The following is a 13740-nucleotide window of genomic DNA, read 5'->3' as shown; positions in this document are numbered from 1 at the left end:
AAACCTAGCCTTAACCTTCCCAAGAAATAGTAAAGCCGTTGCGCTGGCCCACCTCCTGCGCCGATTTTCCAGGTAGCGAGTGAAAATCATGATCGCCGGCTCTCTCGACATCGCCGTCCTGCTGCCCTGCTACAACGAGGCGGCCACCATTGCCGATGTGGTGGCGGGCTTCCGTGCGGCGCTGCCGACCGCCCGCGTCTACGTCTACGACAACAATTCCACCGACGGCACGGCGTTAAAGGCAATGCTCGCCGGCGCGCAGGTGGTGCGCGAGCGCCGCCAGGGCAAAGGTCATGTGGTGCGGCGGATGTTTGCCGACATCGATGCCGACGTCTACGTGATGGCCGATGGCGACGGGACCTATGCACCCGCCGACGCCGAGGAACTGATCCGCACGCTGCTGACGGAGCACGCGGACATGGTGGTGGGCACCCGCCGCGGGGTGCTGGCGGATGCCGGTCGCCAGGGCCATGCCGCCGGCAACCGGGTCTTCAACCTTCTCTACCGGACGATCTTCGGCCGCGACTTCACCGACATCTTCTCCGGCTACCGCGCTTTTTCGCGCCGCTTCGTGAAGAGCTTCCCCGCCGTCTCCGGCGGGTTCGAGATCGAGACGGAAATGTCGGTACACGCGTCTCGGCTGAAACTTCCGGTCAGCGAGATCGAGCTGCATTACGGCCGCCGGCCGGAAGGATCGCACTCGAAGCTCTCCACCGTCCGAGACGGGGGCAAGATCCTCTGGATGTTTGCCATGCTGATGAAGGAGACCCGCCCCTTCGCCTTCTTCGGCATCATCAGCGCGGCGATCATGGCAACGAGCATAGGCTTCATGCTGCCGGTGCTGGCGGAATACTTCCAGACGGGATTCGTGACGCTCGTGCCGACATGGATATCGTCGATGGCGCTGATGATGGTGGCGCTTCTGGTCTTCACGGCCGGGCTGATCCTCGACTCCGTGTCGCGTGCCCGCAGCGAACAGCTGCGCCTGTACTACATGAGCCTTGCACGGGTGGCAGGAACCGAACGCGCAGAACCGCCTGTCGCTCCGGAAGCGGCGCGCGGAGCAGACGCGGCATGAGGAGACTGATCTGGTTCGTCCTGGCGGGCGGGACCGGGTTTGCCATAGACGCCGGCCTCACACATCTGCTCATCACGCTGACGCCCGCAGGCCCGTTCGTCGCCCGGGTTCCGGCCATCCTATCGGCCATGGCGGCGACGTGGTTCCTCAACCGCACCTTCACCTTCGGCCGGTCGTCCTCCTCGGTTCTCGCCGAAGGCTTTCGCTACTGGGCGGTCGGGATCACCGCCGCTCTCCTCAACTACGGCATTTATTCCGCGCTGATCTACCGACTGCCTGGATTGCAGCCGGTGGCGGCGATCGTCCTCGCCTCGCTCGCCGCCATGGCCTACAGCTTCTTCGGCTATTCGCGCTTTGTGTTCAGGCGCTAGACCTTTTCCCAGCCGTCGTGCGCGCTGGCGCGGTAGATGGCGTCGATGAACTTCTGGTTGTTCAGCGAGTTCTCCAGCGACACGATCTCCACCTTCTCGCCGGCGACGGCGCGCGAAAAGGATTCCGCCTGGCGGCGGTACTGGCGGCTGTCCTGGAAGCGGAAGATCTGAGATTCGGTGTGCTTCTGGTTGGAAAGCTCGATCTCCTCGGCGCCCCAGCGGTCGGCGTTGAACGGCGACTTCACCTCGATGAAGCCTTCGGTGCCGTGGAAGACCATCACCTGGCGGTTGGCCATCTGGGTGGCGATGTAGAAGCTCATCTCGAAACCGCCGAAGTCGGCCTTGACGCTGGAATAGATGTCGGTGCCGAAATCGGGATCGCGCTCGGTCACGGCCTGGATGCGCAGCGGCTCCTTTCCGGTGACGAAGCGGGTGGTGATGGTCGGATAGACGCCGATATCCGGCAGCGCGCCGCCGCCCAGTTCCGGAATGTTGCGCATGTTGGCGGCATCGCGGTTGAAATAGGTGAAGGCCCCCTGGACGTGGCGCAGCCGGCCGATGGCGCCTTGCGCCAGCAGTTCGCGCACCTTCAGCCAGACAGGTGCATAGGTGACCATGAAGGCTTCCGAGATCAGCACCTTGTTGCGGTCGCGGGCAGCGATCAGCGTCTCGATCTCCTCGGCCTTCAGCGCGATCGGCTTTTCCGACAGCACGTGCTTGCCGGCGTCGGCTGCCTTGATCGACCACTCCACATGCTGGCTCGTCGGCAGCGGAATGTAGACGGCATCGATCACGTCGGAGGCCAGCATCTCCTCATAGGAGCCGAAGGCATGCGGCACCGAAAAACGATCCGCCATGGCGCGGGCCTTGGCGAGATCGCGGCTGGCGACCGCCGTCACCACGCAGTTCTCGGCATCCTGAATTGCCGGAACGACTGCGTCCTTGCCGATCTTTGCCGTCGACAGAATTCCAAAACGCAACATGCTTCTCTCCCTCACCTGAATTGCCGCCGCACCATATGGTCGTGCCTCTGTCGATGCAACGCAGGAGGTGCACGAAGGACATTCCATTCTGCATTGAGGCTTTGACAGATGCCGGCGAGACCATACATTCGGCAGATCGGCATTCGCCGCATCATCTCTGGAGATATCATGGAACAGCGTCCCCTCGGCCGTACCGGCCTTTCCGTCGCGCCGATCGTGTTCGGCGGCAATGTGTTCGGCTGGACGGCCGACGAGAAGACCTCGTTCGACCTGCTCGATCGCTTCTTCGACGCCGGCTTCAACACCATCGATACGGCAGACGTCTATTCCGCCTGGGTCGACGGGCACGAGGGCGGCGAGAGCGAGACCATCATCGGCAAGTGGCTGAAGCGCGGCACCGTCTCCCGCGACAAGGCCGTGATCGTCACCAAGGTCGGCTTCGACAACGACGGTCGGAAGACCGGCCTCTCCGCCAAATGGATCATGGAGGCTGTGGAGGCGTCGCTGAAGCGGCTCGGCACCGACTACATTGACCTCTACCTCTCCCACAAGCCGGACGATGCGGTGGCGCACGAGGAGACGCTTGGGGCATTAGTCCGCCTGAAGGACGAGGGCAAGGTGCGGGCGATCGGCTGCTCGAATTTTGACGCAGGGCAGTTGCAGGAAGCACTCGACGTCGCCGCTCGCGATGGCCTGCCGCGCTATGACGTAGTGCAGCCCGAGTACAATCTCTACACGCGCAACAAGTTCGAGGGGCCGCTTGCCGAGCTCTGCATCCGCGAGGAGATCGGCGTCATCAGCTACTACGCTCTCGCCGCCGGCTTCCTCACCGGCAAGTACCGGAAGAAGGAAGACACCGAGGGTTCGTCGCGCGGCTACCGGGTCGGCGACTATTTGAACGACAAGGGCTTTCGCATCCTTGCGGCACTCGACGAGATCGCCGTCGAGACCGATGCGGCACCGGCCAGCATCGCGCTCGCCTGGCTGTTGCGCAAACCTGGCCTGACGGCTCCGATCGCCAGCGCCACCAGCCTGTCGCAGCTGGAAACGATGCTCGCCGCCGGCAATCTGACGCTGTCGGACGGGCAGATGAAGCTTCTCGACGAAGCTGGGGCGTAGGGCATGACGACAGCCGTAACCGTTCGTGCAGCCCGGCCGGAGGATGAAGCCCGCTGGCGCGATCTGTGGGCCGACTACCTTGCCTTCTACAAGCTCGGCCTCGATCCGGCGATCACCAACGCCACCTGGTCGAAGGCGATCGGCGACAGCTCGGCGATCTTCATGCGAGTTGCCGAAGTAGACGGGCGGGTGGCGGGCTTCAGCCTGTCGCTGACCCATGAGGGCACCTGGATCCACAACCTCGACTGCTATCTCGAGGATCTCTACGTCGATGCAGCCGCCCGCGGGAGAAGCGTCGGCCGTGCGCTTCTCGACGATCTCGTCGCGCTCTGCCGCCAGAACAACTGGTCGCGCCTCTACTGGCACACCGCCGAAGACAACCGGACGGCCCGGAAGCTCTACGACAGCTATGTCGAAACCGACGGCCATATCCGCTACCGCATCGAATTCTGAGCAAGGAGAACGTCATGAAGACCAGACAGCTTGGCCCGCATCTCACCGTTTCCGCCATCGGCCTCGGCTGCATGGGCATGAGCCACGGCTATGGCGGCCAGGAGGAGGCGGACGCGATCCGCACCCTGCACCGCGCCGTGGAGCTCGGCGTCAACTTCTTCGACACGGCGGAGGTCTATGGGCCGTTCGCCAACGAGATCCTCGTCGGCAAGGGACTGAAGCCCTACCGCAACAAGGTGATGATCGCCACGAAGTTCGGCTTCACCATCGGCGATGAGGCCAAGGCTGCCCGCCCTTCGGGCACCGACAGCCGTCCGGAGCATGTCCGCGCGGTGGCGGAAGCCTCGCTGCAGCGGCTCGGCGTCGACGTCATCGATCTCTTCTACCAGCACCGGGTCGATCCGGACGTACCGATCGAGGAGACGGTCGGTGCGCTCGCCGATCTCGTGAAGGAAGGCAAGGTGCGGGCGATCGGTCTTTCGGAAGCGAGTGCGGCGACGTTGCGCCGGGCCCATGCGGTGCATCCGGTCTCGGCGCTGCAGAGCGAATACTCGCTGTGGACCCGCGACCCGGAGGGCGAGATCCTCGACACCTGCCGCGAGCTCGGCATCGGCTTCGTGCCGTTCTCGCCGCTCGGCCGCGGCTTCCTCACCGGCAAGGTGCAGAAGCCGGAGGATTTCGGTGCCGACGATTTCCGCACGACGCTGCCGCGCTTCTCCGCCGAGAATATGGCCGCCAATGCCTCGCTCGTGAAACTGCTGGAGGAGATGGCGCAGGAGAAGGGCGTGACGGCGGCCCAGCTGGCGCTCGCCTGGGTGCTGCATCGCGGCGATTTCATCGTGCCCATCCCCGGCGCGCGCAAGATCCCGCACCTGGAGCAGAATATCGCCGCCACGGACATCTCCCTGACACCGGAGGAAATCACCACGCTCGGCGAGCTTCTGGCGCCGGAGAAGTTCTCCGGAAAGCGCTATTCCGACGCCGTCGCCGCGATGACCAACCGCTAGCACGTCATGCTTTCCGAGGCGCCGCTGGCACAAACGGCGGCGCCGCTGGTTCTGTCTCTGGAAACAGGAGGCAGACCATGGACGACGACAAGAAGATCACCACCGGCATGAACGACCGGCCGCGCAACGACACCATTGCCCAGACGGGTGGCGGCATTCCCGACGACAGCGGCGGAACTGTCGGTCTCGACGATGCGCAGGCTGATTCTTCCGACAGGGAAGCGTCGGACGCTCCACGCGAACAGCTGGAGCGTGAGGTGAAGGAACAGATCGAGAAGCCACAGCGCGGGTCTGCCTGACAATCCCATCCGGCTGTTCCGTTCCACCTCAAGGGAACGGAATGAGGATAGGAACGTTTGGTGAACAGAAAGCGAGGTGCCCATGACCGATCAACACAATCCCAAGACAGACGCCGATCCGCAGTCGAACACGGAAAAGGATCCGGAAGACTGGGTCAGCGGCGGCGAGCCGATGACCGGCGCCCAAGGGTCCTACCTGAAGACCCTGTCGGAGCAGGCGCACGATCCGGACGCATTCGCCGAGGATCTGTCGAAGGCGGAGGCCTCGAAGCGCATCGATGCGTTGAAGGAGAAGCTGAAGCTCTAGCCCTTCAGCGCCCTGTCAGCGGCGGAAATCCCTGGTACAGCAAGGAGTGGTCACCGTCATGGTTGGCCATCCCGGGCTTTGTCAGGACGCCGCGCGGCTGCGCATAGCTCATGATCCGGCGCACGGGCCGCTCGTGCCACTGGATATTGAAGGCCCAGAGCCTGGGGAAGAAGCAGAGCGAGGCATAGGGCAGGTGGTCGTGGATCCACCAGGCCATCGGCTGCCAGCCACCCTCCCCCGGGTGCCGATCGATCAGCCACGGCACGACGATGCAGGCCGTGGCACCCATGCAGCTGTCAGCGTCGCGCCTGTCCCAGATATGGTCGGCGGCGGAGGCTGCATTCGTCGCGCAGTTCAATCCCTTGCGATTTCCGAACGCGTTGACCGCTGCCGCCCGGTACCCGGAGCGCACGTGAAGGCGACCGAATGTCGCCTGCAAAGGCTCCAGCAATTCCCCGCAAAGCCGCCGCCCGGCCTCGATCGCGAGATCGGGATCGTCCGGGACATTGGCAATGCCGTGGACGGCGGCAATCTCGGAGAACAGGAAATCGCGGAAGAAGAAGTTGTCCGAGAGCCTGACCCGGCCAAGCTCCTCCAGCCCCTTCATCGATTGCGGTGCGCGCATTCCTTCACCTCACAAAAACGCCTGCCCCGGAGGGACAGGCTATCTTGTGGCCGGAGGCCTTACCACCCGTTACTGATCCAGGCTCAGGCGCGCAGCACGCCTCCGGTGGTCTTTTCGACGTTGCCGACGATCTTGGCCGTCAGCGCCTCGAAGTCCTCATCGGTCAGCGTCCGCTCCACCGGCTGGATCATGACCTCGATGGCGACCGACTTGCGGCCCTCCCCGAGTGACGCGCCTTCGAAGACGTCGAAGACGTTGACGCCGGCGATCAGCTTGCGGTCGGCGCTGGTGGCGGCCTTGATGATCGCGCCGGCTTCCACCGTGCTGTCGACGACGAAGGCATAGTCGCGCTTGACCACCTGGAACGGCGAGAGCTCGAGGCCCGGCTTGGTGCGGGTCGCCTTCTTCTTCGGCTCCGGCATGGCGTCGAGATAGACTTCGAAGCCGCAGAGCGCGCCGGAGACGTCGAGACTGCCGAGCGTCTTTGGATGAAACTCGCCGAAATAGCCGAGCACGACCTTGGGACCCATCTTGATCGTGCCGGAGCGGCCGGGATGGTACCAGCCGGGCGCGCCCTTCTCCACCTGGACATTGCCCATCGGCAGGCCGCAGGCTTCCAGCACCGCCAGCGCATCGGCCTTGGCGTCGAAGACATCGACCGGCTTGCCGCCGCCCTTGATGGCATTGGACCACAGACGGCCGGAGCCGCTGATCGAGGCCGTGCCGCGGCGAATGCCACCGGCGACACGCCGCTGGCCTTCCGCACGGTCGTTCTCATAGGTGCCGGAGACCTCGAAGATCGCCACGTCGCCAAAGCCCTTGTCGGCATTGCGCTGGGCGGCCGTCAGCAGGCCCGGCAGCAGGGAAGGCCGCATGTCGGACATGTCGGCCGCAATCGGATTAGCGAGCTTCAGCGAGGCTGCGCCGCCGCCGAAGAGCTTTGCCTGATCTTCCGGGATGAAGGACCAGGTAACCGCCTCCAGCATGCCGCGGGCGGCGAGCGCGCGCTTGGCGGTGCGGGTGCGGATCTGCAGCGTGGTCAGGATACGGGTGTTGACGGCGCCGAGGTTTTCGATCGGCTCTGGCAGGATCTGGTCGACGCCATGGATGCGCATCACCTCTTCGACGAGATCGGCCCTGCCGTCGACGTCCGGGCGCCAGGAGGGCACCGTGACGGAGAAGCGGGGGCCTTCCCCGGCGACCCCGAAGCCGAGACGGATGAGGATCTCGCGGCTTTCCTCGGCCGAGACGTCGAGGCCCGTCAGGCGCTTGACCTCGGCGGTCGGGAAGTCGATCACCTTCGGCTCGACGCCCTTGTAGCCTGCGATCTTCGCCTCGGCAGCCGTACCGCCGCAGAGTTGCAGCACCAGTTCCGTGGTGCGCTCCAGGCCCGGCATCATGTATTCCGGATCGACGCCGCGTTCGAAGCGGTAGCGGGCATCAGTGATGATGCCGAGCGCGCGGCCGGTCTTGGCGATGTTGATCGGGTCCCAGAGCGCCGATTCGATCAGCACGTCGGTGGTGTTCTCGTCGCAGCCGGAATGCTCGCCGCCCATGACGCCGCCGATGGATTCCACGCCGTTGTCGTCGGCGATCACGACGTTGTTCGGCGTCAGCGTGTATTCCCGCTGATCGAGCGCCAGAACCGTCTCGCCCGCCAGCGCCCGGCGCACCGTCAGGCCGCCCTTGACCTTGGCGGCGTCGAAGACGTGCATCGGCCGGCCCTGGTCGAAGGTCATGTAGTTGGTGATATCGACCAGCGCATTGATCGGACGCAGGCCGATCGCCTTCAGGCGCCGCTGCATCCAGGCCGGGCTCGGGCCGTTCCTGACGCCGCGCACGAGGCGCAGGCCGAAGCCGGGGCAGAGCCGCTCGTCATCAAGGATGATCTTCAGGTCGATCGCGGTCTCGCCGTCCGTCTTGAAGTCCGGCTTGCCGTGGCTCTTCAGCCTGCCGAGCCCGGAGGCGGCGAGATCCCGGGCGATGCCGTAGATCGAGGTGCAGTCCGGGCGGTTGGGCGTCAGGTTGATCTCGATGACCGGATCGTCAAGGCCGGCGTAGGTCGCGAACGCCGTGCCGACCGGCGCATCCTCGGGCAGGTCGATGATGCCGTCGTGGTTGTCGGACATGTCGAGCTCCTTTTCGGAGCACATCATGCCGTGGCTTTCGACACCGCGGATGTTGCCGACGGAAAGGGTCACGTCGATGCCCGGCACATAGGTGCCCGGCCGGGCCAGCGCGCCGACGAGACCGGCGCGGGCATTCGGTGCGCCGCAGACCACCTGCACCGGTTTGCCGTCACCCGTATCGACCATCAGCACCTTCAGGCGGTCCGCCTGCGGATGCGGTTCCGCCGAGACCACCTTGGCGATGACGAAGGGCTTGTAGGCCGCCTTGTCGTCGACGTCCTCGACCTCAAGCCCGATCGCCGTGAGGCGCGTGCAGATCTCGTCGAGCGTGGCATCCGTGTCCAGATGATCCTTCAGCCAGGAGAGTGTGAATTTCATGTCGTCATCTCCCCTTTAGGCGCTCAAACCGCCGAACAGCGTCGGCATGTCGAGCGGGCGGAAGCCATAGTGGTTCATCCAGCGGACGTCGGCGTTGAAGAAGTCGCGCAGGTCCGGCATGCCGTATTTCAGCATGGCGATGCGATCGAGGCCCATGCCCCAGGCAAAGCCCTGGTATTCATCGGGATCAAGCCCGCCGGCGCGCAGCACGTTCGGATGCACCATGCCGCAGCCGAGGATCTCCATCCAGTCGGAGCCTTCGCCGAACTTGACGATCGGGCCGGAACGGTCGCACTGGATGTCGACCTCGAAGGACGGCTCTGTGAAGGGGAAGAAGGACGGCCGGAAGCGCATCGTGACGCTGTCGACCTCGAAGAAGGTCTTGCAGAATTCCTCGAGGATCCAGCGCATGTGGCCGACATGGCTCTTCTTGTCGACGACCAGCCCCTCGACCTGATGGAACATCGGCGAATGGGTGGCGTCTGAATCCTGCCGGTAGGTCTTGCCGGGGATGACAATGCGGATCGGCGGCTTCTGGGCTTCCATGGTGCGAACCTGCACCGGCGAGGTGTGGGTGCGCAGAACCTTGCGCTCGCCGCTCTCGTCGGGCTGGAAGAAGAAGGTGTCGTGCATCTCGCGGGCCGGATGGCCTTCGGGGAAGTTCAGCGCCGTGAAGTTGTAATAGTCGGTCTCGATATCCGGACCTTCGGCGATCGAGAAGCCCATGTCGGCAAAGACTGCGGTGATCTCGTCAACGATCTGGCTGATCGGATGAATGCGGCCGCGCTCAGCCGGCGATGAGCGCACCGGCAGCGTGACGTCGACCGTCTCGGCCTTCAGCCGCGCATCGATCGCAGCGTCCCTGAGGACCATCTTGCGGCCGTTGATCGCCTCGGTGATCTCGATCTTCAGCGCGTTGATGGCGGCGCCGCGGGTCTGGCGCTCCTCGGCGCTCATCGTCCCCAGCGTCTTCAGGAGCTCGGACACGGAGCCCTTCTTGCCCATGGCGTTCAAACGCACGGCTTCAATGGCGGCCTCGTCGCCGGCCGCGGAAATCTCCGCCAGAATGGAGGTCTTGAGGTCTTCCAGATCGGACATGATGTCTTCCGTTGATGCTCGGAGAGAATATTCGCAGTCTGTCGGTGTCTGTTGTGTCGATAGTCAAAACAGACACCGACAACAATGAAAAACCCGCGCCAGCCGAAGCCAGCGCGGGTTCCCAAATCTACAAGCGATGAGCCTGGGAAGCGCTGGTTACTTGACCGCGCTTTCAAACTCGTTCGTCGTGCCGGCGTCCTTGAGGTATTCAAGAGCGGTCTTTGCAGCTGCGACGAGCGCACCGAAAGCTTCCGGCTCATGGATGGCCATGTCGGACAGGACCTTGCGGTCGACCTGGATGCCGGCCTTGTTGAGGCCGTCGATGAAGCGGCCGTAGGTCAGGCCGGACTCGCGGACGGCAGCGTTGATACGCTGGATCCACAGGGCGCGGAAGTTGCGCTTCTTGACCTTGCGGTCGCGGGTGGCGAACTGGCGCGAACGATCCACCGCAGCCTTTGCGGCGCGGATGGTGTTCTTGCGGCGGCCGTAGAAGCCCTTGGCTGCCTTGAGGGTCTTGGTGTGCTTGGCGCGGGAAGTTACGCCACGTTTTACGCGTGCCATGTCATGATCTCCTTAAATGATCCAAAAAGCGAAAGGGTCTCAGAGACCGTTCGGCAGGTAGTTCTTGATGACCTTCTTGCCGTCTGGTTCGGCGAGGACCATCGTGCCGCGTGCGTTGCGGATGAACTTGTTGGACCGCTTGATCATGCCGTGGCGCTTGCCGGCGGCAGCTGCGAGAACCTTGCCGGAACCCGTGATCTTGAACCGCTTCTTGGCGGAGGATTTCGTCTTCATCTTGGGCATTTTGCTACTCCATATCTTTTTAGAGAAACCGGCAGACGACGCCTGTTTCAAGCATTAAGAACGGCCACGGCATGCCCTGCCGGACCGTTCGGACGCGCGCTTATAACCGCAGTCGGATAAAAGCGCAACTGCCTCTCCCGATTGCCGATCAGCCGGCCCGGCGAAAGAGATCGCGCAGGCCGAAGCCACCGCGACGGCGGCATTCGGGAAAGTAGCCATCCGCCAGCAACGACGGGTCCAGCACGAGAAGATAGTGTCCAGCGACATTGTCGTCGATGTCACTGTCACCGACCGCCTCGATCGACAGCCGTATCGCAGCGCTGGTCCGGGCGTTGGAGTAGAACACGACGCGGCTTGCCGGATCGACCTCGGCATCCAGCGCTGAATTCACCGTAAAGGCGATGTCGTCATAGGTGTTCCTGCGCAAAAGTGCACGCTGCGCCGCTTCTCCCGGCGACCGGCTGAAATGCTCTGCATGAACCTTCAGCACCTTTTCGGAAGGTCGGGCGTCATCGATCGGCGCATTGTTCAGCATTAGCCACAGGTTGTTGCCACTGAATGCTCGCGGGTCCACCACCTTGCAGTTTCCCGGCTGCAGCGGCGCGAACTCTTCGGCGAGCTGCGCATTCCGCTTCTGCGACGGCCCGCCCTGCCCCGCCTTCAAGACAAGCGCCAGCCAGAACGCCCTGTCGACATCCAGAAATTCGGCCCTCTTCAACGATTGCCTTGGCTCCACCCAGAAGCTGGAGCCCTCTGGCTGCTCTGTCTGCGCATGTGCGCCAGACGAGCCAGTCATCAGCAAGAACAGCACGGGCAAGAGGATTGATCTTTTCATCCCTTCACTCCTTGCCCGGGCGGCGGTGGTCGCACGCCGGAAATGCGATCCTGCAACGCGTAGATCATCGGAATGCTGAAGTTCCAGATGAACACCAGCATCAGGAACAGAACGCTGTTGCGCGCCAGCACGTCGAAAAGCCACGGCAAGCGATACACCTCAGCTGCCTGCGACAGATAGCTGATGTCCATCGCTACAGCCCAGATGAACAGGGAGACGACCGTCACTCCGATCTGCACCGGGTTACGGATGTGATCCATTGCGTAGAGATAGACGGCCGCAACCACCAGCATCACGCAGATCACCGGGATGATCACCTTGAGGTAGTCCATGATAACCGTCGGATCTGGAGTTCTGCCGCCGATCAGCCGCTCGGTGGCGAGCAGCTTCAGCGAAAGATAAAGCGCTGTCACCTCGCCGGGCATGCTCTTCTTCAGCTTGTCGAGATAAGTATCGCTTGAGTTAACCGTGCCGTTCATCTGGTGCTCTCCTTCGCGAGGATTGCAATTATAGATGGAAACGGATTTGGTTCAATCAACCTTATGCAGCCAAAGATTGTAGGTGCGAATAAAAACAAGAAGGGCCGGCGCAGCGCCAGCCCTTGTGATGACGCTCGTGCATCAACGCCTATCTCGGCGCCAGCACCATCATCATCTGGCGGCCTTCGAGCTTGGGCTCGGCTTCCACCTTGGCGATTTCGTGGGTGTCTTCCTTGACCTGCTGCAGGAGCTTCATGCCGAGCTCCTGGTGGGCCATTTCGCGGCCGCGGAAGCGCAGCGTGACGCGGACCTTGTCGCCCTCGTCAAAGAAACGGTTCATCGCCTTCATCTTCACCTCGTAGTCGTGGGTGTCGATGTTCGGGCGCATCTTGATCTCTTTGATCTCGACGATCTTCTGCTTCTTGCGCGCTTCGGCCGCCTTCTTCTGGTTGGCGTACTTCAGTTTGCCCAGATCAAGGATCTTGCATACCGGCGGCTCCGAGTTCGGGGAGATCTCGACGAGATCAAGCCCGGCCTCCTCGGCCATCCTCAAAGCTTCTTCTGTCGCGATAGGCCCGAGGTTGTTTCCCTCGGCGTCGATCAGCTGAACCTTCGGAATCCGGATATCCCGGTTTGAGCGCGGCCCATCCTTGACGGGGGCATCGGCTTTGAACGGTCTGCGAATGGTCGTATTCTCCTAGGCTGTTTCCGTAAATTTCGGCCAAATGCCCGGCGTTTCAGCGGGCCTCGGCAATGTCGTAATCGCGACAGCGTTGTCAATAGCATAGTCCCGCAGAAAAATCACCTGCTGCCGCCGGATAAGAATCTGTTTTATAAGCCCGGCTTCAGCAAAGGAGTACGCCATGACGGATCTGTCCGAAGTCACGCCCCCACAACACAAGAGTGTCACCGTCGGCACCAGCGGCGATCAACGGACGATCGCCATCCTTTACCGGCCACCGCCACCGGCGTCCACAGCCCCCACGCTGCTGTGGCTCGGCGGCTACCGGTCCGACATGACCGGCACCAAGGCCGCCGAGATGGATGCCTTTGCCGCACGCCAGGGGCTCGGCGCCATCCGCTTCGACTACTCCGGACATGGCGCCTCCGGTGGCGCATTCCGCCAGGGCACGATCTCGCGGTGGCTGGAGGAGGCCTTGGCGGTTATCGACCACCTGAAGCCGGAGCGGCTCGTCCTCGTCGGCTCCTCGATGGGCGGCTGGATCGCGCTCCGGCTGGCCCAGGAGCTTCGCCTGCGAGCCGCAGGCCCGCGGCTTGCCGGCCTCGTGCTGATCGCACCGGCGCCGGACTTCACGTCCGAGCTCATCGAGCCGCATCTGACCGAGGAGCAGCGCCTTGCGCTCGCCGAAGAGGGACATTTCGAAGAGCTGTCCGAATACAGCCCCGAGCCGAACATCTTTACCCGGGAGCTTCTCGAAGACGGGCGGAGAAACCGCGTTCTCACAGGCATCATCGAGACCGGATGCCCGGTTCATATCCTCCAGGGGATGCAGGATGCGGACGTTCCCTACCGGCACGCGCTGAAGCTCGTCGAATTTCTGCCGGCCGAGGATGTCGTAGTGACGCTGATCCGCGATGGCGACCACCGGCTCTCACGGCCCCAGGACATCGCAAAGATGCTCGCCGCGGTTGGAGCCCTCATAAATGATGACTTAAAAATAAGCTGAGACCGAAATGCACCACCTTTAACCATATTGGAAGTTGGTGGGGATCCGTAAAAGTTGATCGATTGACAGTCCCGCCCCTAGCGCCTT

At 63.1% G+C, this 13740-nt stretch carries 17 protein-coding genes; 8 read left to right on the top strand and 9 right to left on the bottom strand.

Annotated features, from left to right (window positions below; translation table 11 throughout):
* Positions 1 to 88: 88 nt before the first annotated feature.
* Both M1E10_RS09615 and M1E10_RS09610 read left to right on the top strand, forming a co-directional pair.
* Positions 89 to 1078 (top strand): glycosyltransferase, encoded by a 990-nt coding sequence (locus M1E10_RS09615; protein ID WP_499176131.1) that lies wholly within the window; start codon positions 89 to 91, stop codon positions 1076 to 1078.
* On the top strand, positions 1075 to 1449 hold the full coding sequence (locus tag M1E10_RS09610; RefSeq protein ID WP_499176130.1) for a GtrA family protein: 375 nt from the start codon (positions 1075 to 1077) through the stop codon (positions 1447 to 1449). Before M1E10_RS09615 ends, M1E10_RS09610 begins: the two co-directional genes overlap by 4 nt.
* Here M1E10_RS09610 and M1E10_RS09605 read toward each other — a convergent pair.
* Positions 1446 to 2432, bottom strand: coding sequence for a Gfo/Idh/MocA family protein (locus tag M1E10_RS09605; RefSeq protein WP_499176129.1), 987 nt, complete (start codon positions 2430 to 2432; stop codon positions 1446 to 1448). The two genes, M1E10_RS09610 and M1E10_RS09605, sit on opposite strands and share 4 nt — an antisense overlap.
* A gap of 168 nt (positions 2433 to 2600) precedes the next feature.
* On the opposite strand from M1E10_RS09605, the gene M1E10_RS09600 reads away from it, so the two are divergent.
* From M1E10_RS09600 to M1E10_RS09580, 5 genes are all read left to right on the top strand, one after another.
* The gene (locus M1E10_RS09600) at positions 2601 to 3551 is read left to right on the top strand and encodes an aldo/keto reductase (protein ID WP_499176128.1); all 951 of its coding nucleotides are present in this window, start codon (positions 2601 to 2603) and stop codon (positions 3549 to 3551) included.
* 3 nt (positions 3552 to 3554) lie between these two features.
* Positions 3555 to 4004, top strand: a complete 450-nt coding sequence (locus tag M1E10_RS09595) for a GNAT family N-acetyltransferase (protein ID WP_499176127.1) — start codon at positions 3555 to 3557, stop codon at positions 4002 to 4004.
* 14 nt (positions 4005 to 4018) lie between these two features.
* Positions 4019 to 5011 (top strand): aldo/keto reductase, encoded by a 993-nt coding sequence (locus M1E10_RS09590; protein WP_499176126.1) that lies wholly within the window; start codon positions 4019 to 4021, stop codon positions 5009 to 5011.
* Positions 5012 to 5088: 77 nt separating this feature from the next.
* Positions 5089 to 5310, top strand: a complete 222-nt coding sequence (locus M1E10_RS09585; RefSeq protein WP_499176125.1) for a hypothetical protein — start codon at positions 5089 to 5091, stop codon at positions 5308 to 5310.
* 82 nt (positions 5311 to 5392) lie between these two features.
* Complete coding sequence (locus M1E10_RS09580) at positions 5393 to 5617, top strand: DUF3072 domain-containing protein (protein ID WP_499176123.1); 225 nt, start codon at positions 5393 to 5395, stop codon at positions 5615 to 5617.
* A gap of 4 nt (positions 5618 to 5621) precedes the next feature.
* On the opposite strand, the gene M1E10_RS09575 is transcribed toward M1E10_RS09580, so the two are convergent.
* The 8 genes from M1E10_RS09575 to infC form a co-directional block, all read right to left on the bottom strand.
* Entirely contained in the window at positions 5622 to 6242 is a 621-nt protein-coding gene (locus tag M1E10_RS09575; protein WP_499176122.1) for a hypothetical protein, read from the bottom strand.
* Between the two features lie 83 nt (positions 6243 to 6325).
* Positions 6326 to 8749 carry a phenylalanine--tRNA ligase subunit beta gene (gene pheT, locus M1E10_RS09570; RefSeq protein ID WP_499176121.1) on the bottom strand — a complete coding sequence of 808 codons (2424 nt, stop codon included), beginning with the start codon at positions 8747 to 8749 and terminating at the stop codon, positions 6326 to 6328.
* A gap of 15 nt (positions 8750 to 8764) precedes the next feature.
* A complete protein-coding gene (gene pheS / locus M1E10_RS09565) occupies positions 8765 to 9847 on the bottom strand; it encodes a phenylalanine--tRNA ligase subunit alpha (protein WP_499176120.1) in 1083 nt (360 codons plus the stop codon).
* 156 nt (positions 9848 to 10003) lie between these two features.
* The gene (gene rplT, locus M1E10_RS09560; protein ID WP_499176119.1) at positions 10004 to 10408 is read right to left on the bottom strand and encodes a 50S ribosomal protein L20; all 405 of its coding nucleotides are present in this window, start codon (positions 10406 to 10408) and stop codon (positions 10004 to 10006) included.
* A gap of 39 nt (positions 10409 to 10447) precedes the next feature.
* Entirely contained in the window at positions 10448 to 10651 is a 204-nt protein-coding gene (gene rpmI / locus M1E10_RS09555) for a large ribosomal subunit protein bL35 (RefSeq protein ID WP_499176118.1), read from the bottom strand.
* A gap of 148 nt (positions 10652 to 10799) precedes the next feature.
* Positions 10800 to 11486, bottom strand: a complete 687-nt coding sequence (locus M1E10_RS09550) for a hypothetical protein (protein ID WP_499176117.1) — start codon at positions 11484 to 11486, stop codon at positions 10800 to 10802.
* Positions 11483 to 11965 carry a hypothetical protein gene (locus M1E10_RS09545; RefSeq protein WP_499176116.1) on the bottom strand — a complete coding sequence of 161 codons (483 nt, stop codon included), beginning with the start codon at positions 11963 to 11965 and terminating at the stop codon, positions 11483 to 11485. Before M1E10_RS09545 ends, M1E10_RS09550 begins: the two co-directional genes overlap by 4 nt.
* A gap of 148 nt (positions 11966 to 12113) precedes the next feature.
* On the bottom strand, positions 12114 to 12650 hold the full coding sequence (gene infC / locus M1E10_RS09540) for a translation initiation factor IF-3 (protein WP_499177135.1): 537 nt from the start codon (positions 12648 to 12650) through the stop codon (positions 12114 to 12116).
* A 178-nt stretch (positions 12651 to 12828) separates the two neighbouring features.
* Between infC and M1E10_RS09535 the strand changes: the two genes are divergently transcribed.
* On the top strand, positions 12829 to 13653 hold the full coding sequence (locus tag M1E10_RS09535) for an alpha/beta hydrolase (RefSeq protein WP_499176115.1): 825 nt from the start codon (positions 12829 to 12831) through the stop codon (positions 13651 to 13653).
* Positions 13654 to 13740: the final 87 nt, after the last annotated feature.

This window comes from Rhizobium sp. PK7-22, assembly GCF_056530405.1.
This window is presented reverse-complemented; position numbering and strand designations above follow the sequence as displayed.

Bases quoted from the DNA above. Each gene is read 5' to 3' on its own strand.
- M1E10_RS09615 (WP_499176131.1), top strand. From the start codon at position 89: ATGATCGCCGGCTCTCTCGACATCGCCGTCCTGCTGCCCTGCTACAAC.
- M1E10_RS09610 (WP_499176130.1), top strand. From the start codon at position 1,075: ATGAGGAGACTGATCTGGTTCGTCCTGGCGGGCGGGACCGGGTTTGCC.
- M1E10_RS09605 (WP_499176129.1), bottom strand. From the start codon at position 2,432: ATGTTGCGTTTTGGAATTCTGTCGACGGCAAAGATCGGCAAGGACGCA.
- M1E10_RS09600 (WP_499176128.1), top strand. From the start codon at position 2,601: ATGGAACAGCGTCCCCTCGGCCGTACCGGCCTTTCCGTCGCGCCGATC.
- M1E10_RS09595 (WP_499176127.1), top strand. From the start codon at position 3,555: ATGACGACAGCCGTAACCGTTCGTGCAGCCCGGCCGGAGGATGAAGCC.
- M1E10_RS09590 (WP_499176126.1), top strand. From the start codon at position 4,019: ATGAAGACCAGACAGCTTGGCCCGCATCTCACCGTTTCCGCCATCGGC.
- M1E10_RS09585 (WP_499176125.1), top strand. From the start codon at position 5,089: ATGGACGACGACAAGAAGATCACCACCGGCATGAACGACCGGCCGCGC.
- M1E10_RS09580 (WP_499176123.1), top strand. From the start codon at position 5,393: ATGACCGATCAACACAATCCCAAGACAGACGCCGATCCGCAGTCGAAC.
- M1E10_RS09575 (WP_499176122.1), bottom strand. From the start codon at position 6,242: ATGCGCGCACCGCAATCGATGAAGGGGCTGGAGGAGCTTGGCCGGGTC.
- pheT (WP_499176121.1), bottom strand. From the start codon at position 8,749: ATGAAATTCACACTCTCCTGGCTGAAGGATCATCTGGACACGGATGCC.
- pheS (WP_499176120.1), bottom strand. From the start codon at position 9,847: ATGTCCGATCTGGAAGACCTCAAGACCTCCATTCTGGCGGAGATTTCC.
- rplT (WP_499176119.1), bottom strand. From the start codon at position 10,408: ATGGCACGCGTAAAACGTGGCGTAACTTCCCGCGCCAAGCACACCAAG.
- rpmI (WP_499176118.1), bottom strand. From the start codon at position 10,651: ATGCCCAAGATGAAGACGAAATCCTCCGCCAAGAAGCGGTTCAAGATC.
- M1E10_RS09550 (WP_499176117.1), bottom strand. From the start codon at position 11,486: ATGAAAAGATCAATCCTCTTGCCCGTGCTGTTCTTGCTGATGACTGGC.
- M1E10_RS09545 (WP_499176116.1), bottom strand. From the start codon at position 11,965: ATGAACGGCACGGTTAACTCAAGCGATACTTATCTCGACAAGCTGAAG.
- M1E10_RS09535 (WP_499176115.1), top strand. From the start codon at position 12,829: ATGACGGATCTGTCCGAAGTCACGCCCCCACAACACAAGAGTGTCACC.